This is a genomic window from Deinococcus psychrotolerans, assembly GCF_003860465.1.
Lineage (GTDB): Bacteria > Deinococcota > Deinococci > Deinococcales > Deinococcaceae > Deinococcus > Deinococcus psychrotolerans.
In genome coordinates, this window is record NZ_CP034183.1 from 587,473 (window position 1) to 606,820 (window position 19,348).

The 19,348-nt window shown below is 62.0% G+C and carries 17 protein-coding genes; 5 read left to right on the forward strand and 12 right to left on the reverse strand.

Annotation, left to right across the window (positions count from 1 at the left end; all coding sequences use genetic code 11):
- Positions 1–30 precede the first annotated feature (30 nt).
- Complete coding sequence (locus tag EHF33_RS02915; RefSeq protein ID WP_124867727.1) at positions 31–1,227, reverse strand: sugar ABC transporter substrate-binding protein; 1,197 nt, start codon at positions 1,225–1,227, stop codon at positions 31–33.
- Positions 1,228–1,447: 220 nt separating this feature from the next.
- Between EHF33_RS02915 and plsY the strand changes: the two genes are divergently transcribed.
- Complete coding sequence (plsY, locus tag EHF33_RS02920) at positions 1,448–2,053, forward strand: glycerol-3-phosphate 1-O-acyltransferase PlsY (protein ID WP_124867729.1); 606 nt, start codon at positions 1,448–1,450, stop codon at positions 2,051–2,053.
- A 1-nt stretch (position 2,054) separates the two neighbouring features.
- Here plsY and EHF33_RS02925 read toward each other — a convergent pair whose 3' ends face one another.
- Positions 2,055–3,935, reverse strand: a complete 1,881-nt coding sequence (locus tag EHF33_RS02925) for an ABC-F family ATP-binding cassette domain-containing protein (RefSeq protein WP_124867731.1) — start codon at positions 3,933–3,935, stop codon at positions 2,055–2,057.
- Positions 3,936–4,240: 305 nt separating this feature from the next.
- Here EHF33_RS02925 and EHF33_RS02930 point away from each other — a divergent pair, with 305 nt between their 5' ends.
- Together EHF33_RS02930 and EHF33_RS02935 are read left to right on the forward strand one after the other, a co-directional pair.
- Entirely contained in the window at positions 4,241–5,881 is a 1,641-nt protein-coding gene (locus EHF33_RS02930) for a FecR family protein (protein ID WP_164473389.1), read from the forward strand.
- Positions 5,868–7,307: a CHASE2 domain-containing protein gene (locus tag EHF33_RS02935; protein WP_124867735.1), complete on the forward strand. Its 1,440-nt coding sequence runs from the start codon at positions 5,868–5,870 to the stop codon at positions 7,305–7,307. Before EHF33_RS02930 ends, EHF33_RS02935 begins: the two co-directional genes overlap by 14 nt.
- Positions 7,308–7,317: 10 nt before the next feature.
- On the opposite strand, the gene EHF33_RS02940 is transcribed toward EHF33_RS02935, so the two are convergent.
- The 3 genes from EHF33_RS02940 to EHF33_RS02950 are packed head-to-tail and all read right to left on the reverse strand — an operon-like array spanning position 7,318 to position 10,189.
- Entirely contained in the window at positions 7,318–8,310 is a 993-nt protein-coding gene (locus tag EHF33_RS02940) for an NAD(P)/FAD-dependent oxidoreductase (RefSeq protein ID WP_241191227.1), read from the reverse strand.
- 6 nt (positions 8,311–8,316) lie between these two features.
- Complete coding sequence (locus EHF33_RS02945; RefSeq protein ID WP_124867737.1) at positions 8,317–8,811, reverse strand: DUF6630 family protein; 495 nt, start codon at positions 8,809–8,811, stop codon at positions 8,317–8,319.
- A 13-nt stretch (positions 8,812–8,824) separates the two neighbouring features.
- Complete coding sequence (locus EHF33_RS02950; protein ID WP_124867739.1) at positions 8,825–10,189, reverse strand: FAD-dependent oxidoreductase; 1,365 nt, start codon at positions 10,187–10,189, stop codon at positions 8,825–8,827.
- Positions 10,190–10,310: 121 nt separating this feature from the next.
- Here EHF33_RS02950 and EHF33_RS02955 point away from each other — a divergent pair, with 121 nt between their 5' ends.
- Positions 10,311–10,670, forward strand: a complete 360-nt coding sequence (locus EHF33_RS02955) for a hypothetical protein (RefSeq protein WP_124867741.1) — start codon at positions 10,311–10,313, stop codon at positions 10,668–10,670.
- 46 nt (positions 10,671–10,716) lie between these two features.
- Positions 10,717–11,166 carry a hypothetical protein gene (locus tag EHF33_RS02960; RefSeq protein ID WP_124867743.1) on the forward strand — a complete coding sequence of 150 codons (450 nt, stop codon included), beginning with the start codon at positions 10,717–10,719 and terminating at the stop codon, positions 11,164–11,166.
- A gap of 118 nt (positions 11,167–11,284) precedes the next feature.
- Here EHF33_RS02960 and EHF33_RS02965 read toward each other — a convergent pair whose 3' ends face one another.
- From EHF33_RS02965 to EHF33_RS02995, 7 genes are all read right to left on the reverse strand, one after another.
- Entirely contained in the window at positions 11,285–12,229 is a 945-nt protein-coding gene (locus tag EHF33_RS02965; RefSeq protein ID WP_124867745.1) for an ABC transporter permease, read from the reverse strand.
- A gap of 40 nt (positions 12,230–12,269) precedes the next feature.
- The gene (locus EHF33_RS02970; RefSeq protein WP_124867747.1) at positions 12,270–13,307 is read right to left on the reverse strand and encodes an ABC transporter permease; all 1,038 of its coding nucleotides are present in this window, start codon (positions 13,305–13,307) and stop codon (positions 12,270–12,272) included.
- A gap of 102 nt (positions 13,308–13,409) precedes the next feature.
- A complete protein-coding gene (locus EHF33_RS02975) occupies positions 13,410–15,011 on the reverse strand; it encodes an ABC transporter substrate-binding protein (RefSeq protein ID WP_420889950.1) in 1,602 nt (533 codons plus the stop codon).
- Positions 15,012–15,082: 71 nt separating this feature from the next.
- A complete protein-coding gene (locus EHF33_RS02980) occupies positions 15,083–15,793 on the reverse strand; it encodes an ABC transporter ATP-binding protein (RefSeq protein WP_124867749.1) in 711 nt (236 codons plus the stop codon).
- Positions 15,786–16,646, reverse strand: coding sequence for an ABC transporter ATP-binding protein (locus EHF33_RS02985; RefSeq protein WP_124867751.1), 861 nt, complete (start codon positions 16,644–16,646; stop codon positions 15,786–15,788). The genes EHF33_RS02980 and EHF33_RS02985 overlap by 8 nt, the downstream gene beginning before the upstream one ends.
- Positions 16,643–18,277 carry a branched-chain amino acid ABC transporter permease gene (locus tag EHF33_RS02990; protein ID WP_124867753.1) on the reverse strand — a complete coding sequence of 545 codons (1,635 nt, stop codon included), beginning with the start codon at positions 18,275–18,277 and terminating at the stop codon, positions 16,643–16,645. Before EHF33_RS02990 ends, EHF33_RS02985 begins: the two co-directional genes overlap by 4 nt.
- 13 nt (positions 18,278–18,290) lie before the next feature.
- Complete coding sequence (locus tag EHF33_RS02995; protein ID WP_124867755.1) at positions 18,291–19,304, reverse strand: branched-chain amino acid ABC transporter permease; 1,014 nt, start codon at positions 19,302–19,304, stop codon at positions 18,291–18,293.
- Positions 19,305–19,348: the final 44 nt, after the last annotated feature.

A 19,348-nucleotide genomic window follows, 5' to 3' on the forward strand; every position in this document is an offset into this window, starting at 1 on the left:
TCTCAGTGGGGCGCTTTCTGACAGCTCGGTTTACTTGATGTTGCCGTTGATCTCTTTGACGGCACCGTCCAAGATGCTGGTGTAGTTCGGGTTGGCTTTTTGCACGCTCTGGGCCACGGCGTTGCTCCAAGGCCCCCACACCGCGCTCATTTGCGGCACGTTGGGCATCGGGGTTCCGGCGCTGATGGACTTGCCGAAACCCGCCACCACGGGGTCACTCTTGAGCTTGACACGGGCCGACAAGCTCACTGGAATGCGGCCACCAGCTTTGTTGAAGGCCACCTGAGCGTCACCACTCACCAGCGCTTTGGCAAACTGCGCCGCCGCCACTTTGTTTTTGCCGTAAGCGTTCATCATCACGCCCTGCACGCCGACAAACGGCGACCACTTGCCGGTGGCTCCGGTGGGCGTGGGCAGCGCAGCGATGCCGTAATCGATGTTGGCTTTCTTGATGTCGGCCATGTCCCAGGGCCCGGTCAGCAGCATGGCGAGGCGACCCTGCACGAAAGCGTCTTTGGCGACGCCGCCGTCCACGCCTTCAGGCACCAGGTTGTACTTGTAGCGCAGGTCGTTGAGCATCGCCGCCGCTTTGTCGGAACCGGCGTTGGACAAGCCCACGTCCTTGACGTTGACGGTGCCGCCAGTGGTTTTGAAGACGTAACCGCCGTAAGCGCTGAAGATGCCGTAGTTCATATAGGCGTTGGAAAGGTCAACCAGGAAACCGAACTTGCCGCTGCCGGTATTGGCCTGCGCTGCTTTGATAAAGCCGTCCCAGGTGGTGGGTACGCCGTTGGGGAGGATTTTTTTGTTGTAGACCACCGCGACGGACTCGGCGAACATCGGCAAGCCGAAGAGTTTGCCCTGGTAGGTCATGGCGCTCACGGCCGTTTTGTCGAGGTCACTCTTGGAGGTGACATACTTGTCCATCGGCTCGATCACGCCGGCGGCGGCGAGTTGGCCGAGGCGGTCTTGCGGCAACGTCACCACCAGGTCTGGGCCTTGGCCCTTGGGAGCACTCTGAATCATCTTGTCAGGCAGTTGGTCAAACGGCACGCTGACGATTTGCACCGCGTTGCCACTGGTCTTGGTGTACGCGGCGGCTTGGGCTTTGAGCCAGGTCAGTTCGCTGTCGCCAAAGTGCGTCCAGACGGTGAGGCTGGCCGCAGAAGCGCTGCTCAGCAGGGACAGAGAAACGATGGTCAGGGCCGACTTAAACACTTTTTTCATAAATCTCCTCGGGGGCGGATGAACCGCTTCCAATTTGTTTGTCTCTTTCTACGCTCTGAGAATGAAAGCAGCGCGGCACTTCAGCGGAGCAGAAGAACGCTAGGAAAAGAATTGTTGTTCGGCAAGCAGTATACGCCTGCTGCTGGGGCGAAGGCAACGCTTGTAGACCCCAAAAGCCCATCAAGCCCCCAGCCGTGTGCGGGCGGGTACAATTGCAGGCGTGATCTTGAACACTTTACTCGCCCTGGTCTTCGCTTATTTGCTGGGAGCCTTGCCCGCTGCCGCCTGGATTGCGCGTTCACGCGGCATCGACATCCGCACGGTCGGTTCCGGCAACGCTGGAGCCACCAATGTGCAGCGCACCCTCGGCTGGGGGCCGGGGTTGGCGGTGGCGCTTTTCGACGTTTTCAAGGGTGCGGCTGCCGTCTGGCTGGCCCGCTGGCTGGGTCTGCTGCCCGAATGGGCGGCGATGTGCGGCGCTCTGTCTATTCTGGGCCACAACTACAGCCCCTTCCTGGGCTTTAGGGGCGGCAAGGGCGTGGCCACCAGCTTCGGCACCATCGTGGCGATCGACCCGTTGGTCGGACTGTGCGTCGTTATTCTGGGCGTTTTTACGGTGGCCATCACCCGCTACGTCTCGGCAGGCAGCATGATCGGCGGCGCAGTGGCCGTCACCACTGCTTTCGCTCTGGGCCGCCCGTGGTGGGAGGTAATTTTGCTGTTGCTGCTGTGTGTTTTGGCCGTCTGGCAGCACCGTGAAAACATCAAGCGGCTGCAAGAGGGCACTGAGCGGCACATCGGCAAAAAGGGCGGAGCGGCAAGCTGAATTAGCTCCGCGCTTCGACTTCCACCTGCGCTTTTTCCCACTCCTCCATGCGGGTCAGGAGCCGCTCTTCCAACTCAGCGGCCTGCTGTCCCAGCGCGGCAAAGTCGGCAGTGGGAGCGGCGTGGGCCAGCGCGTTTTGGGCCTCGTCAAGTTGAGCTTCCAACTGGGCGACTTCCACTTCCAAGCGCTCCACTTCACGTTTGAGGTGCCACAGGCCCTTGCCTTTGGGGTTGGCCGGATTTTGCCTCACGGGCGCGGCTTTGGCTTCCGCTTCCTTTTCGGCGGGGCGGTGCTTTTCGCGGTAATACTGCCAGCCGCCGGGGTACTCGTAAAACTGGCCGTCTTCGAGAAGCCAGATGCGGTCGGCCAGATGCTCGATGAGGCGTCTATCGTGGCTGACCATCAGCAGGGTGCCGCCGAAATCGTCGAGCGCTCCCTCCAGACTTTCGAGCATCTCCATATCGAGGTGGTTGGTCGGCTCGTCGAGCACCAAAAAGTTATGGTCTTCCTGGGCCAACTTGAGCAGCGCCAGCCGCGCCCGCTCGCCGCCCGACAGCACCTTGACCGATTTGTCGTGGCTCAGATACGGAAACATGTACGTGCCCAGCAAATCGTGAGCCTCGGCGTCTTTTTCGACGTATTCGCGGGCCTCATGGTAAAGGGTGCTGCTTTCGTCCACGCCCCTGAGCTGCTGATCGTAGTAGCCTACCGTGACCCGCGCTCCGGTGCGGCTCTCACCTCTTGGATCGTCGCTGGGCATCAGGCCGAGCAGCACCCGGAAGAACGTGGTTTTGCCCGCGCCGTTACGCCCAACCAGCGCCACCCGCTCACCCTGGCGAATTTGCACCTGAACATTTTCAAAGAGGGTTCGCCCGGCCAGACGCTTGGTGAGGTGGCGGGCGTCGAGGATGATGTCGCCGCTGGGCGGAGCGTGAAAGAGGATGCGGGCGGTGCGCTCGGCTCTGGGCGGAGCGCTGGCCGCCGACTTCTTGAGGCGCTCCAAGCGGGTTTCCATGCTGCTGGCGCGGCGGGCCAGCTTGGACATGCCCAGCCCCCAGATTTTCATGCGGGCCGCCGACGCGGCGAGGGTGGCCACCTTTTTGGCGTCCTGCTCGGCGCGGGCCTGCTGACGCATGAGTTCTTCGTCGAGAAGGGTGCGGAAGGCGCTGTAGCCCGCCGGATAGACTTTGACTTCACCGCGCCACAGGTGGGCGGTTTCGTTGGTGGCGGCGTCGAGAAACGCCCGGTCGTGGCTGATGACCAGCACCGCGCCCGGATAACGCGACAAAAACGCCTCCAGCCACTCCACCATCACGATGTCGAGGTGGTTGGTCGGCTCGTCGAGCAGCAAGACATCGGGATTTTCGACCAGCAGCGCGGCCAAGCCCAGCCGGGTGCGCTCGCCGCCGGAGAGCTTGGACGTGGCGTCGTTTTCGCGGCCCCGGAAGCCGAAAGCCAGCGTCACGGCGTCTTTGCGCGAGCGGCGCTCGAAGCCGCCCCGCCGGGCGTAGTGTTCGAGCAGCTCGGCGTGATGCTGAATGCTCTCGGGCGTGCCGAGGTGCATCGCGGCGGCGGCTTCTTCCAACTCGGCTTCGAGGGCGTCGAGTTCGTGAAACGCCGCTTCCATCACGCTCGACACGGTGCTCTCCGGCGGGAAGCTGGGGTCTTGGGTCAAGTTGCCGACCCGCACACCGGGGAAAATCCGAATGGTTCCAGCGTCGGCTTTTTCTGCGCCGAGCAGCAGCCGCAGCAACGTGCTTTTGCCTGCACCGTTGCGGCCCACTAGGCCGATGCGGTCACCGGGATTGATCTGCAAACTGACACCCAGCAGCACCGGCTGAGCGCCGTAATCTTTTTGAACATCTTCTAAAGCGAGCAGCACGGCGTAAAGTATGACATGGCCGCGTGGGAATACCCACCCCGACTTCAGTCAGCGGCAAAATGAGCCCAACCAGCGGCCATCTTCTCCAGCCTGAAACGAACACCACCAGCGCATTCGGCCGTACCTCCTCCCCCCAAAGCATAAAGTTGGGAACTCTCTGTGCCCACAGGATTTTAATGTTGAGCCAAACGAGGCGTTCAGGTAGCCTACCCGTCTGCATCACCTGTCTACTTCTCCTTCATCGTCGGCGCTTACCCCACCGCGCAAAGTCAGCGCCGGAACGCGGAGGCCGCTAAACTGTGCATGTGCGTTTGTTAATTTTTCTTCTTTTTGATTTGATTCTTCTGCTTTCCGAGACAGCCAGCGCTGCAACGGGAGCGCCGCCGACGCTGCAACGGGTCAACGGCAGTGTCGAGAGCCTTGGCAGCACCTGGCAGGCTGCCGTAACCGACCAACCTGTCAGACAGGCGCTGCGAATCGGGGCGGGGCGGGCACAGTTGCAAAGCGCGGGTGGGCAAGTCTTGGCGTCAAGCGGATCGGCGCTGCGGATTTACCAGAATGAACCGGACTTCCAAACGGGGAAGTTTTATTTGACCGGCCAAGTCAGCTTCTTCAGTCAAAAAGCTCACCTCTCGGCAGCCGGCCAAGTGCGCGTGGACGTAACGGCACCGACCCGCCGGGTGGCGGTGATCGCTGGCAAGGCCCGCATCTCGGTGGGCAGCAAGCTCTATACCCTCGGGGCCGGCCAGCAGTACGATTTCGGCACGCAGAAGATCACGGCTTTTGCTGAGCGCGACGCTTGGTACCGCTCGCAGTTCAGCGGCGAAGGCGAAGCGGTCATTGAAGCCGCCACCGGGCCGGTCAGCATTCAAGACACGCCCGCTCTCAACGCCAGCGCCGCGCCAGTTAGCCGCCCAGTCAAGATCGGTGAAAAGCTCAACGTCGGCCAGCAACTGCTGACGGGCGCTTCGGCGTGGGCCGAAATCGGCTTTACCGGCGGCGGCTATCTGCGCCTTCAGCCCCAAAGTGCTCTGAGCGTACTCAGCATTGACCAGGTGCTTGACCGTACGGGCCGGGCCAAGCGCCAAGTGGTGCTGAAACTGCTGCGCGGCAGCGCCTGGAACGTGGTGGCCAAGCGGCAGGGCGGCTACGAAATCACCACCCCGACCATTACCACAGCGGTGCGCGGCACGGTCTTCCGGGTAGATGACAGCGGCCTCGTGAAAGTCTTTGACGGCCAAGTCGAGCTGCCCAGCAGCGCGGGCTTGTTGATGCTCAGCGGCCAAGAGCGCACCGCTGCCGGAGAAGTGCAGCCGCTGGTCACCGACGCGGCGGACGCCGCCAACCTCGCACTCGACGCTCAGCGCTCAGGGCCGATTCAACTCGACGTGAGCTTGGCACCGAGCTTGCCGGATTTGGCGCTCATCGTTCGCAGCCAGCCGGAGACTCGCCTGAGTGTACAGGTGGCGGGGCGCGATATTCCCATGTTTGGCGACGCCGAGGGCAATTTTAAGCTGCAAGCTAGCGGCGAGGGGCTGCAAAGCAGCGGTGGATTGCAAGGCCGCTTGCCCGAAGGCCGCTACGAGGTGACCATCCGCGCAGAGCGCGGCGGCCGCCAAAAAACGATTAGCCGCGCCCTGCTGATTGACCGTACCCCACCCCTGCTGCTCGGTGTCAAGGCGAGCCGGGCGGGACGGGTGATCCGCTTGAGCGGCCAGATTCAGGATGTGTCCAGCACGGTTGTGCTGAGCGTACAAGTCGGTGGGCGCAGCTACACCCGCATCCTGCGCCTGCCGCAGCAAGCCGACTTTGATTGGACGCTGCCGCTGCCGACACCCAGCGCAGCAGTGACGCTTCAGGCCCGCGACGCTGCTGGCAATCTTCGCCGGGTCGAATTCAGTGCCGGCGCTGCGGGCGAGGGCGGTGTGGGTTATGCCGCGCCCTGAGCGCCGCGCTGTTCTTGCGCCACTGGCCGCGCTCCTCGCCGTGGGGCTGCTGATGGGCCTTCCAGAAAATGTGCGGCTGTGGAGCGTCCTTGACCGCACGTTCACCCGTCCCCCCGACCCCAGAGTGGTGGTGGTGGGCATCGACGACGCCTCGCTGCGCGATTACGGCCGGCTGAGTGATTGGAACCGCGACCTCTACGCCCGCGCCCTCGGCACCCTGCGCCAAGCCGGAGCCAAAGCGGTGGGGTTTGACATCTTGTTCGGCGCTCCAGAGGCGGGCGACGCTTCTTTGTCGGCTGCTGTGGGTCAGGGCGGGGTGGTGCTGGCCAGCAGTCCACAACTGCCGCAGGGTGCCCGCGCTTGGAAAGCCCTGTACGGCGTGGCCAGCCTCAACATCGAAGGCGGAGCGGTCAGCCGCTTTCAAACCGCCTATCAAAGCACGGACGGTCAGCTTTGGCCCAGCTTCAGCGCACAGCTTGCTCGGCTGGCAGGAACCAGTCGGACACTCGACACGAGTAAGCAGCTGCTGCGCTCGCTGCCTGCCAACCCGGGGGCGCTGCCTGTCTACTCGTTTCGGGATGTGGTCAACGGCAATGTGGCGTTTTCCGAGTTGCAGGGCAAGGTCGTGCTGATCGGCTTAACGGCCAGCAGCGTTCCCGGCACCACTTTTCCCGATTCACGCCTCGATCCGGTGCCGGGCGTGATCTTGCAAGCGGGAGCCGTCTCGTCGCTGTTGGGTGAGCCGCTGAGGAGCGTGCCGTTTTGGCTCAGCGCCCTGATTTGCGCGGTGCTGGCGGCCTCAGCAGTCTGGCTGGGCGATATCTGGGGCTTTGGACTGGCACTGGTGGGAGTGGGCCTGAGCGTGCCGCTGTTTCTAGCCAACTGGCTGTTCCCCGGCACTGCCGCTTCGCTCTCAGCTATTCTCGGCACCGCTTTTGTGGCGGGCGGGCGGTTCTGGACACTGCGCCGCTTCAAGACCCTCGACCCGCTGACCGGACTGGGTAACCGGCTGGCTTTTACCCGCGCCGCCGAGAACCGCTGGAACCAAAGGGCGGCGCGGCCACTGGGCCTGCTACTGATCGATCTGGGCGGCTTCCGGCGCGTCAACGAAATGTATGGCCGCGCGGCGGGCGACGAAGTGCTGCGCCGGGTCGCCGAGGTGCTGCGGCAAGGGCGCACGCGGCGCGACGTGGTGTTCCGCTGGGGAGCTAGCGAGTTCGCGGTGTTGACTGAACCGGCCAGCTTAGATTTGACGCCGCTGGCCCGGCAGCTTCAAAGCGCTCTGGCCGGCACCAGCTACAAAGACATTGCGCTGCGAATCAGCGTGGGGCAGGCCATCAGCACACCGCAGATGAGCCAGCCGAGCGAACTGATCGAGCAAGCGTCTCAAAACCGTTACCGCATGAAGTACCAGCTCGAAGAGTAGTCGAGGACTTTTACGGCAACCGCCGGTCACTGCTGTGGCCCGGTTTGGCTTTCTGGTCAGGCCGCACAAAATGCACGGCGTGGTTGGCGGCCAGCGCGGCTTGAGCGAGGCCCACGCTCAGCAGCTTGAAGTCGCCGCCCGCCAAGCTGAGATCACCCGCCACGAAGACGCCGGGCAACACCGTGCGCTGAGCCGCGTCCGCCGGGATGTACTCGCCCTGCCAACCCAGCGGCCAGCTTTGCAGCGGTGTCAGCTCTGGCAGGTGTCCGTTCAGGACAACCACCGTAGCGGCGGCGACGTGCTGTGGTTCGTCTCCCCTGTCCAGCCACGCGCCGGTCGCGTCTAGGCGGCTGAGTTCGGCGGGCGCGTAGATATGGAGTTGCCCACTCTCCCGCAGGCTTTGGAGTTGCGCGAGCTGGGCAGGACTGCCGCGAAACAGGGCGCGGCGGTGCGTCAGGCTCACCCGTGCGCCGCTGGCCGAGAGCTTCAGGGCTGCCTCCACCGCTTGAGGCACTCCGCCCACGATCAAGACCCGCTGGCCCTCCAGCGTTTGCGGATCAGGCGGCAAGGTTCGTACATCAGGATGCACGCCGCTGAGCTGAACCCCACGTGGCAGCAGCGCCCCCAGCCCCGCCGCCACAATTAAGGCGCGGGCCGGATAGCTGTCCTTTTGGGTCGTGACTGTCCAGCCTTGGGGAGTCTGGGTAAGCTGCTGAGCGACTTCGCCGAAGCGGAACTCAGGATTGAAGGGAGCGAGCTGGGCGGCGAGTGCGGCGACAATCTCAGCGGCGCGGATAGCCGGGAGGCCGGGCCAGTCATAGACCACTTTGTCGGGGTAGAGGGCGCTGAGCTGACCGCCGATTTCAGGCTGAGCTTCCAAAAGGCGCACGCTGAGGCCGCGCAGCCCCGCGTAAAAGGCCGCGTGAAGACCCACCGGCCCCGCGCCGATAATCAGCAGGTCGGTGGGGGAAGTGTTGGTGGATGAATGGAGCAAAAAAGACACGCTCCATTAAATCAGGTGTACGCGGAGCGAAAGGGTATGCGCTGCCTGAAAGGCCTCCCTGAGCAGGCTCAACCGTACCGGGAAGGCAAGGTACTCGTCACCGCCCGTATCAATTGCGAGCAGCTCGTAGCCCCGTAAACGCAGCCAAGCTGCCGCCTCGATCAGCACCATCGGCACGCAAACACCCGGCTGATAAGCCACCTGACTGACGAAGGGAGGTTCGCGCAGCCCCAGCGTGTGTGAGATGGCCTGTACTTGCCACTCCACCTCGTCCACAGCTTTCCAGTCCACCCGCAAGCAAAGCCACCAACGGCTCAAAACCGGATTGAGCCACCACTCCGGAGGATAGACTTCGGGGTAATCCTGAAGAGCAGCGGCCAACCTATCAAGTTCGCTGCTGTATTCCGCGTCTTCGGGGCTCCGCCTTTGCCAGCACTGCCTGACAGCTTGGCAGTGCGGCTCGTCCAGCGGTGTCAGCAGCAGTTCCAGCAGTTCATCCACGCTGGTTGAACCTTCAGCGCCCGGAGCGAATCACTTCGAACATGGCCCCACGCTCGGCCACTTTGAGGCGCGGACGGCCCGCCGCTTGACCTCCGGCGAGTTCGTGGGCTTCCAGGGTCAGGTGATCGCTCAGCGTCACCACGTCGACCTCCCTGGCGGCCAGCAAAGCGTCGATGGCTTCCCGGCTGCTTCCGGGAGCGGGCGTCAACGTGCCGAGGTCGGCGAGCAAGGTGTTCACAGTTTCCACCGAGTCGGCTTTGTTGGTGCCGATCACGCCGCTGGGGCCGCGCTTAATCCAGCCGGAGGTGTATTCACCGCTGCGCCCCTCCACCCGGCCCGCCGTGTTGGGAATCACGCCGCGCTTGTCGTCGAACGGCACGCCGGGGAGCGCCACCCCCTGATAGCCCACGCTCCGCAGCACCATTTGAACGTCCAGGGTTTCGAATTCGCCGGTGCCCACCGCGTTGCCCTCTTCGTCCAGCCGGTTTTTCTCGAGCTTGATGCCGCCAACATGGCCCGCTGCGCCCTCCAGAAGTGCTGCGGGCGACACCAGAAAGCGCAGGTGAACCCGGCGGGGCTTACCGGCCAGCGGCTTGGCCGCAAACTCACGCAACACGTCCACATTGCGCCGCACCACATTGTCGGTGATGGCGGCGTAATCCTCGTCACTCACGGCGATTTCTTCTGGGAGCACCACCACATCCGCGCCTTCCAGCTCACCAAATTCGCGCAGCTCCTTGGTGGTGAACTTGGCCTGCAACGGGCCGCGCCGCGCCAGCAGATAAACATCTTTGACCTGCGAGTGCTCCAGCGCCGCCAGCGCGTGGGCGGCGATGTCGGAGGTGTGGAGTTCGCCGGCAGTTTTGGCCAGAATGCGCGAGACGTCCAGCGCCACGTTACCCGCACCCACCACCGCCGCGCCCGCCGCGTGCAGCAGCATGGTGCGGGCGGCGGCATCGGGGTGGCCATTGTACCAGGCCACGAACTCGGTGGCACTCAGGCTGCCCGTCAGGTCTTCGCCCGGCACCCTCAGCCGCCGATCTGACGACGCGCCCACCGTGTAAATGACGGCGTCGTAGTGCGCCCTCAGGTCGTCCACGCTGAGGTCTTTACCGAGTTCGACGTTGCCCAAAAAACGCACCCGTGTATCGCTCAGTACTTTCTGAAAGAGGGTGGTCACGCTCTTGATCTTGAGGTGGTCGGGAGCTACGCCGTAGCGCACCAAGCCGTAAGGGGTGGGCAGGCGGTCAAAGACGTCCACCTCGGCGGGAACTTGGCTTTGCTTAATGAGCGCTTCAGCGGCATAAATCCCGCTGGGGCCGCTGCCGATCACGGCGACGCGCAGCGGACGGGCAGGAGTGAAGATGGAAGAAGACATATCACCAGAGTCTACAAGACACGCCCAGCGAAAGCGTACGAAAGAAGCGTAAGCCGCCCCCCCCGACACGCTCTAGCCTTCTTCACGCCGCGCCGTCAAAAATCCGCTAATCTGTAAGCTGATGCGCGTTTTCTGGTTGCTGGTGGCGGTGGCTCTGGCCGCTCTCTACTTCACGGTGGGGCTGCGGGCCGGCAGCTTGACCTTCACGCCGCTGTATCTGCTCAATGCCCAGGGCAAAAGCACCTACACCTTTCCCACCTATGACAGCGGAAAATTGGAGCTGACCGGCAGTTGCCAGGGCCAGAGCGGCAACGTCACTTTCCGGTTTTTGGCTCCCGACGGCACCGAACTCAGCGCCGTGCGCTGCCCACCCGGCAATTTCAGTCTCAACCTCAGCGGCGCGGGCGATCCGGGAACGTATACCCTCAGCGCCAATTATCAGCACTACACTGGAAAAGTAGAAGTCAACGCCGCACATTAGCGTGGTGTGGCTTCCCACAGGCCCGCTTGCCTCTATACTGCTCCGCATGGACGATTTGCTCAAAGGACGCCTCGGCGGCGCGGATGGATACACCATCCGCTGCGCCATCGACGGCGATAAGATTGTGGGCCGTGCGGGCGGTAAGCTCAGCGGCAAGGACATTGAACTCGAAATCACCGAGCGCGGCGTGGCCGGAACGGTGGGCGACGAAAGCGTACTGATCGAGCTGCAAGACGGCGAGTTGCGCGGCAACGTGGGCAAAGAAAGCCTGACCCTGCGCGGCGTTGACCGGGTCAGCGGCTACCTCGGTGCGCCGATTGTCGGCTGGAACATCTCGGCCCAGCAAACCGGCGAGAAGCTCGAAGGCCGGCTCGGCAGCACCGTACTGGGGCGCGAATTCAGCTTTGATCTGGGCAGCGCTCCCGGTTGGGTGGGCACGTTGGTGGCCGTCGTCGCCTTTTACGCTTTGGAGCCCCGCGCCAGCTTGAGCCACTAAAACCAAGCCAAAAAAGCCCGCGTCTCCACTTACGGACGCGGGCTTTTTTTGGATCGTGTCATGGGGGTAGGCAGCAGGAGCCGCCTCCCAAAGGAAACGGCCCCTGCTGCGCTGACTGTTACTGGTTGCTTCTCGGGTCGAGCACGTCTCTCAAACCGTCGCCGAACAAGTTAAAGCCCAGCACAGTGAGCAAAATGGCCAAGCCTGGAAAGATCATCGTCCAAGCCGCTTGGGTGTAGTATTCACGGCTATCGGCTAGCATGGTGCCCCATTCGGGGGTCGGCGGCTGAGCGCCCAGCCCGATAAAGCCCAGCGCGGCGGCCTCAATGGTGGCCGTGGCGATGCTGAGCGCTCCCTGCACGATCAGCGGCGTCAGGCTATTGGGCAGCACGTGCTTGAAGATGGTGCGGCCCTGCCCCGCGCCCAGAGCGCTGGCGGCCTGCACGAACTCGCGCTCGCGCACGCTCAGCACCACACTGCGGGCCAGGCGCAAGTAAATGGGAATTTGCACCACGCTCACGGCGATCATGGCGGTGGTCAGGCCGGGGCGGTTGGAGATACTGACAATGCCGATGGCGAGCAAAATACTCGGAAAGGCCAGCATCACGTCGCTGAAATAGCCCAGCACCGTATCGATCCAGCCTCCGTAAAATCCGGCCAGCAAGCCCAGCAAACTGCCCGTCACCAGCGCCAGCACCGTGGCGAAAATCCCGATCTGGAGGCTGACCCGTGCGCCGTGCAGCACCCGCGTGGCAATGTCGCGGCCCAGATTATCCGTGCCGAACGGATGCTTAAAATACTGAACTTTACCGCTGACGGCGTCGGTGTATTTCTCTTTGGTGTCATTGTCCCACAGCGCGGAAATGCTCGGCGGCGCGAGGCGGAAGCGGTAATCGATGTCGGTGGAAGGGTCGTAAGGCTGCAAGACCGGCGCGAGCAGCGCGATGACCACGAAAAACAGCACGATCACGGCCCCTACTTTGCCGGGAGCACTCTTCTTGAATCTGCGCCACAAGATGTTTTCTTGCTTCTTGCGCTTGGGAACGGCGGCGACAACAGTCATAGTGCTTCTCCTGAACGTGTTTTTTCTGCTTGGACGGCCTTCATCCGTACTGAATCCTCGGATCGAGGAAAGCGTAACTGAGATCAACCAGCAAATTCACCACACTGACGATCAGCGCCGCAAAGATGACTCCGCCCTGAATCACCGGATAATCGCGCAGCGCAATGGCGTCGTAAAGCCACGACCCCAGTCCCGGCCACGAAAAGATGGTCTCGGTCAGCACTGCGCCGCCGAGCAGCGCTCCTATTTGCAGGCCCACCACCGTGACCACCGGCAGCAGCGCGTTGCGCAGCGCGTGCTTGAGCGTCACGCTGCGCGGAGGCAGACCCTTGGCACGCGCAGTCCGCACGTAGTCTTGGCCCAGCACTTCCAAGAGCGAGTTGCGGGTGATGCGGGCGGTGATCGCCATCGGAATGGTGCCCAGCGCGATGGACGGCAAGATCAGGTGGGTAAAGGCGTCCCAAGCGGCGGCAAATTGACCGCGCAGCAGGCCGTCTAAGACATCTAGGCCGGTGATCGGCACGATACTGTAGCCGATACTTAGCCGCGCACTCGGCGGCAGCCAGCCCAGCACCACCGCGAAAAACCACGACAGCAGCAGCCCCAGCCAAAACACCGGCATGCTCACCCCCACCAAGCTGACGGTGGTGGCGAGGTTGTCCCAGGGCGTGTTGCGTCTCAGCGCGGCGACGATGCCGGCTGGCAGCCCGATCAGCAGCGCGAAGAGAATTGCGCCGATGGCCAGTTCGGCGGTGGCCGGAAAGCGCACCTTCAGCTCGCTGGCCACTGGAATCTGGCTCTTGATGCCGTTGCCGAGGTCGCCGCGCAGGAGTGCCCCCACATATTTGGGATACTGCGCGTCAAACAGGTGGGCAGGGTCTTTGTAATTGATGAACCAAGGCTGATTGAGGCCAAGCTGCTCGCGCAACCGGGCTGAGGCTTCGGGGGTGGCCCGCTCGCCCAGCATGGCCACTGCCGGATCGCCGGGAATCGAGCGCACGAAGGCGAACACCACCACGCTGATGCCGATCATCACCAGAAGCGTTCGGAGGAGTCTGCGGATAAGGTAAGCGGCCAAGTCGGAACTCCTTTAGCACAAAGAAAAAGTGGACTGTGATGTGCGGAAAAGCAAACAGAGAGGACGGAGCCGCACCGGCGCTCCGCCCTCTCTTGTTAAGCGTTACTTCCCAACGATAGAGATTTTGTTGAATGCTTCGCTGCCCAGAGGGCTCGGAACCCAGCCCTTGACGTAGCTGCGCTCGGCGGCCAGCGGCTGGCTGTGCACGATCGGCAAGCGGTAGGCCGCTTTGTAGGTGATGTCGTGGATCTGCGAGTAAATCTTGGCTTTGGCAGCCTGACCCACAGCGGCGCGGCCCTGATCGAGCAGGGTGTTGAGTTCGGGCGATTTGAAGTTGATGTCGTTGGCGGCGCTCGGGCCGTAGTACGCGGCGTAGAAGTTATCCGGATCGCCGTAATCGCCGGTCCAGCCGATCATGTACATATCGAAGCCCGGCTCTTTATTGCGGTCGTCGAGGTACTTGGCCCAGTCTTCGGTCTTGAGGTTAACTTTGATGCCGATGGCCGAGAGGTCGGCGGCCATCGCTTCGGCAATCGGCTTGGGGTTGGGGAAGTAGGGACGGCTGACCGGCATGTACCACAAGTCGAGGCTCACGCCGTTGGGGTAGCCTGCGTCGGCCAGCATCTTCTTGGCGGCGGCGGGGTCGTACTTGTAATCGGCCGGCACGTTCTTGGAGTTGGCCCAGCTCAGCACCGGCGGCAAGAAGCTGGCGCTGGAAACACCCAGACCGTTCCAGAAGGCGTCCACGATGGCTTTTTTGTTGATGGCCATGCTGATGGCCTGGCGCACCTTGTCGTTCTTGAGGTACTGGTTGGAGTTGTTGAGGCTCAGGAACCCGACGTTGAAGCTGGGCTTGCGAACCGCCACCAAGGTCTTGTCGGAGGTGACTTGCTTGAGGCTGTCGGGCGACAAATCAGCGGTGAAATCAATGGTGCCGGCCTTGAGTTCGTTGAGGCGCTGGCTGGCGTCTTTGATCGAGCGGATCACCAGCGTGTCGACTTTGGGCTTGGCACCCCAGTAAGCGGTGTTGGCCTTGAGCGTGACTCTGTCGCCGGTCTTCCACGACACGAAGCTGAACGGGCCGGTGCCGACCGGCGTGCTGGTGGGGGTGCCGTACTTGGCTCCGTCTTTTTTGATGGCTGCTGGCGAGGCGATGCCGAAGTAGCCCGCGCCGACCACCGAAGGCAGCACCGAGCTGGAGCCGGTCAGATCAAAGCGCACCGTGTAGTCGTTGACTTTGACGATGTCTTTGATGACAGCTCCCTTGTCGCCCTTGAAACCGCCGAGGAGTTGCCCGACGATTTCGTAGGTGCGGCCCTGATCGCGGTAGCCGTACTGGTTTTTGGGATCGAAGAAGCGCTGCCAGTTAAAGACCACCGCGTCGGCGTTAAACGGAGTGCCGTCTTGGAATTTGACGCCCTTACGCAGGTTAAACGTCCACGAAGTCGCGTCGGCGTTGGCCTTCCACGAGGTCGCCAGACCCGGAATGGTGTCGGTGGTGCCGTCTTTGAAGTGAACGAGGGTGTCGTAGATCTGGTGCTGCACCAAAATCGAGATGCCGTCGGTGATGTTGCCGGACTCCAAGCTGACCGGGTCGCCGTTGTTGCCGTAGACCAGGGTGGCGGCTTGGGCGCTCAGGCCCGCTGAGGCGGCCAAAAGAGCAGTTAAAAGAACGTTTTTCAGGGTACGGTTGTTTCGTTTCATGAATCCTCCAAAAGAATGTGAGTTGAGCGGTGAGCCGTACTATAGCGTGTGAGGACAGTCTTTGCTCGCTGCTAGTCCTCGCCCAAGTAGGCTTTTCTGACGCTCTCGTCTTCGGCAATGTCCGACGCGTTGCCCGACAACTTGACCTCGCCAGTTTGCAGCACGTAGGCGTGCTTGGCCACCGAGAGCGCCATCTGGGCGTTTTGCTCCACCAGCAAGATGGTGGTTTTGCGCTTGGCGTTGAGTTCGACGATGATGTCGAAAATCGCTTCCACGAACAGCGGCGAGAGCCCCATGCTCGGCTCGTCGAGGAGCAGCAGCTTGGGATTGACCATCAGGGCGCGGGCAATCGCCAGCATCTGCTGTTCGCCGCCGGACATGGTGCCGCCAAGCTGGTTCTCGCGCTCTTTGAGGCGCGGGAAATAGGTAAAGCCTTCTTGGATGCGCTCCTCGACGACTTTACGGTCGGTGACGGTGTGCGCTCCGATCTCCAAGTTCTCGCGGACAGTCAGCTGCGGGAAAATGCGGCGGCCTTCCGGCACATGGCTCATGCCCATCTGCATAATCTGGTGGGCCGGCATGCCCGAGATGTCTTTGCCCTGCATGGTGACGCTGCCCAGCTTGGGCTTGAGCATTCCGCTCACCGTGCGGAGTGTAGTGGTTTTGCCCGCGCCGTTGCCGCCGATCAGCGCCACGATCTCGCCGTCGGGCACCAGCACATCGATGCCTTTGAGCGCGTGAATGTGGCCGTAATAGGTGTGAACGCCCTTCAATTCAAGCATTCGCACTCCCTTTAACAACTTCTTCTTTGCCGTACTCGCCCGCCACCGCGCCGCGTCCCAAGTACGCTTCCATGACTTTGGGATTGTTGCGGATTTCGTGCGGCAGCCCTTCGGCGATCTTGGTGCCGTAATCGAGTACGGTGATGTGTTCGCTCAGGGTCATGACCAAGCGCATATCGTGTTCGATCAGGCAAACGGTCACGCCCAGATCGTCACGGATGCGGCGAATCAGGCTCTTGAGTTCTTCGGTTTCGCGGGGGTTCATGCCTGCGGCCGGTTCGTCGAGCAGCACCAGTTTGGGACTGGTCGCCAGTGCACGGGCGATTTCGAGCTTGCGCTGATCGCCGTAAGGCAAGTTGGTGGCCAGATCATGCCGGAAACGGGCCAGACCGACAAACTCCAGCATCAAATTGGCCACGTCCTCGGCTTCTTTTTCCGATTCGTGAAAACGCTTGGTTCGCAGCAGCGAATCGATGTAGGTGGCCTTGAGGCGCGAGTGACGGCCCACCATCACGTTTTCTTGGCTGTCCATCGAGGCGAACAGCCGGATGTTCTGAAAGGTGCGGGCGATGCCTGCCGCCGTGACCTGATCGGGCCGCAGGCCAATCAGATTTTCGCCGTCGAGATCCACTGTGCCGCTGGACGGCTCATAGATGCCAGTGATCATGTTGAAGAACGTGGTTTTACCCGCACCGTTGGGGCCGATCACGCTGACGATGCTCTGGCGCGGAATTTCGAGATCGACGTTGTTGACCGCCGTCAGGCCGCCGAAGATTTTGGTCAGCCCTTTGATGCTCAAGATGTTGCCGGAAGCCGCCGACTTGCCGAGATTGGGACGCGCAGCAGCCGTCATTGTGTACCTCCGCCGCGCTCATCGTCGGCCCGGGTCGCCACGCCCGGTGAGTAGACTTCCGCCGCATTTTCGGGATTGAGTTCGCCCGCGATCGAGTCCTGCGGCGTTTGGTTGTCGGTCGGGTCGTCGTCTTCGTGCATCATGCGGCGCTGCCGGACACTGGGCAGCAGACCTTCTGGCCTGAAGAGCATCATCGCCACCAAGATGCTGCCGAACACCAAGCGCTGGAGCTGCGCCGGATTGACCTGCGGCGGCAAATTCAGGCTGGCGGTGGCTTCACCCAAAGAAGGCAGCAAGCTGATGTTGAGAATGGTCACGACGGCGGCTCCCAAAATTACGCCGGGAATGCTGCCGAGGCCGCCGAGCACCACCATACTCAGCACCGAGATGGATTGGTTGAGAATAAACGATTCGGGGCTGATGAAGCCCTGCTTGGCCGCAAAAATCACGCCCATGACGCCAGCAAAACTTGCGCCGGTGGCAAAGGCGATCAGCTTGGTCTTCACCAGCGGAATGCCCATCGCCTGCGCGGCAACTTCGTCTTCGCGGATGGCGATCCAGGCCCGGCCAATTTTGGAGCGGTCAAGCCGCATATTGGCCAGAATGATAATGGCGATAATCGCCAGCACCACGAAATACAGGAAAAACAGATTGTACTGTGCTGGTGAAAAGCCCAGTGCCGCAGCCAGAGAGTCAAACCACGGCACCGAAGCTGAGCCGATGGGCGTGATGCCCTGCGAGCCGTTGGAATAGGTGCTGAGGTTGTTGGCCAGCACCCGGATCACTTCGCCGAGGCCCAGTGTGATGATGGCGAGGTAATCGCCCTTGAGCTTGAGGACCGGCAAACCGATCAGCACGCCGACGCTGGCCGCCGCCGCCACCGCCAAAATCAGAAACAGCCAGAAGAAATTGGGATTGACACCGCTCGCAAACCCCGCCGCGTTGGCCGAAGCCAAAACGACGATGCCGCGCACCAACAAAGTCACGCCGGCCAGGAGACCAAACGCCGCCAGCAAAAACGCTGCACTGGTCAGCGGTGGGCGTTTGCCCTTGACCCGGTTGATGGCCCGCAAGCTCAGCGCAGTAATAATGACCAGCACCAAGCCACCCAGCGCTACTACCGGGCCGTTATTGCCGCCATTGTCCTTGAAGTAAGTCAGCACTTTGCCGATCTGTCCGCTGCCAAAAATGCCCCAGGTGTATGCGCCCACGGCAAAGAAGGCGATGTAGCCGAGGTCGAGCAGTCCCGCGAGGCCCACCACGATGTTGAGGCCCAGCGACAGCGCGGCGAAAATGCCGATTTGAATCGCCAAATCCAGCACCGAGGTGTTGTCGCGCCCAGCCCAGGGCAAAATCAGAAACAGGCTCAGCCCGCCGACCAGCAGTTTGGCCCAGAGGTGGGCTTTCCAGCGGTAAGCGAACAGCAAATTCGCCAAAAAGAGGGTGAGAACCAGCGAGGCGACCAAGGGGTTTTTGAGGAAATTGCGGACGGCTGAGGGAAGAGCGGCCAGCCAATTTTGCTCCTGACTCACCAGCAAGAGGGCGCTGCTGATCACCGCGATGACGATCAGCCAAATGCTGCGGTCAGGCGCACTGATAGGCGGCTGCGAACCCGGACGGATGGCAGTCATACTTTCCCCGCGTTCATACTTTCTCCACATTGCTGCGGCCCAGCAGCCCGGTGGGTTTGAAGATCAGGATCAGCACCAGCACCAAAAAGCCGCCGATGCGCTGATACGACGAATCAATGACGCCGAGGTTGGCAATGCCCAGCGCGTCGCCGAGGATGTTGGTCACGCCGATGAGGTTTTGAATCACGCCCAGCACCAAGCCGCCCAGCACCGCGCCGGGAATCGAGCCGATGCCGCCCAACACAGCCGCCGTGAAAGCGATGATGCCCGGATCAAAGCCCGAGTACGCATTGACGGTGCCGAACTTGAGACCGAACAGCACGCCGCTGACGCCGCCGAGCGCCCCGCCGATCAAGAAGGTCAGGCTGATGATGCCGTTGGCGTCAATGCCCATCAGGCCAGCCGTAACGCGGTCTTGAGCAACGGCGCGGATGGCGCGGCCCAGTTTGGTGAAGTTCACCAGGTAATTGAGGGCGGCCAGCGAGAGCAGCGCCACCAAGACCATCACGACTTCTTTGATCTGGAGGCTGATGCCGATTTTGGACAGGAAATTACCAACGCTGACACAGCTACTTTCGGGGCCGCAAAACGGAGTGCTGAAGCCCTGCGGCAACTGATACGTCAAATCGAAGCGTCCCTGAAAGCCTTCGATAATGCGGATCAAGTCTTGCAAGATCAGCGAAACGCCGATAGCGGTAATCAGCGGCACCAAACGGGGCGCGTTACGCAGCGGACGGTAAGCCAGGCGCTCGATGAGGACGTTGAGCCCGCCCGACGCCGCCATCGCCGCGATCAGCGCGATCAGGAGCTTGAGATACCCGTTCATGGGGTTGTCGGCCAGTACCCGGAAGATCTCGAAGCCCACCACTGCGCCGGTCACGAAGACTTCCGAGTGAGCGAAGTTGATGAGCTGCAAAACGCCGTACACCATGGTGTAGCCCAGCGCAATAATGGCGTAGACAAAGCCGAGCACCAAGCCGCTGATAATCACCCCGACCAAAAATGGCGCGAGTGTTGCAAAATCCAAGTGAGTTCCCCCTTTGCGGCGCACAGGCCGCTCCCAAAGTCAGT

What these genes read in the sequence shown, in the direction of transcription:
- EHF33_RS02950 (WP_124867739.1), bottom strand. Translation starts at nt 10,189, where the DNA reads ATGTCTTCTTCCATCTTCACTCCTGCCCGTCCGCTGCGCGTCGCCGTG.
- EHF33_RS02935 (WP_124867735.1), top strand. Translation starts at nt 5,868, where the DNA reads ATGCCGCGCCCTGAGCGCCGCGCTGTTCTTGCGCCACTGGCCGCGCTC.
- EHF33_RS02980 (WP_124867749.1), bottom strand. Translation starts at nt 15,793, where the DNA reads ATGCTTGAATTGAAGGGCGTTCACACCTATTACGGCCACATTCACGCG.
- EHF33_RS02990 (WP_124867753.1), bottom strand. Translation starts at nt 18,277, where the DNA reads ATGACTGCCATCCGTCCGGGTTCGCAGCCGCCTATCAGTGCGCCTGAC.
- EHF33_RS02965 (WP_124867745.1), bottom strand. Translation starts at nt 12,229, where the DNA reads ATGACTGTTGTCGCCGCCGTTCCCAAGCGCAAGAAGCAAGAAAACATC.
- EHF33_RS02985 (WP_124867751.1), bottom strand. Translation starts at nt 16,646, where the DNA reads ATGACGGCTGCTGCGCGTCCCAATCTCGGCAAGTCGGCGGCTTCCGGC.
- EHF33_RS02915 (WP_124867727.1), bottom strand. Translation starts at nt 1,227, where the DNA reads ATGAAAAAAGTGTTTAAGTCGGCCCTGACCATCGTTTCTCTGTCCCTG.
- EHF33_RS02975 (WP_420889950.1), bottom strand. Translation starts at nt 15,011, where the DNA reads ATGAAACGAAACAACCGTACCCTGAAAAACGTTCTTTTAACTGCTCTT.
- EHF33_RS02960 (WP_124867743.1), top strand. Translation starts at nt 10,717, where the DNA reads ATGGACGATTTGCTCAAAGGACGCCTCGGCGGCGCGGATGGATACACC.
- EHF33_RS02955 (WP_124867741.1), top strand. Translation starts at nt 10,311, where the DNA reads ATGCGCGTTTTCTGGTTGCTGGTGGCGGTGGCTCTGGCCGCTCTCTAC.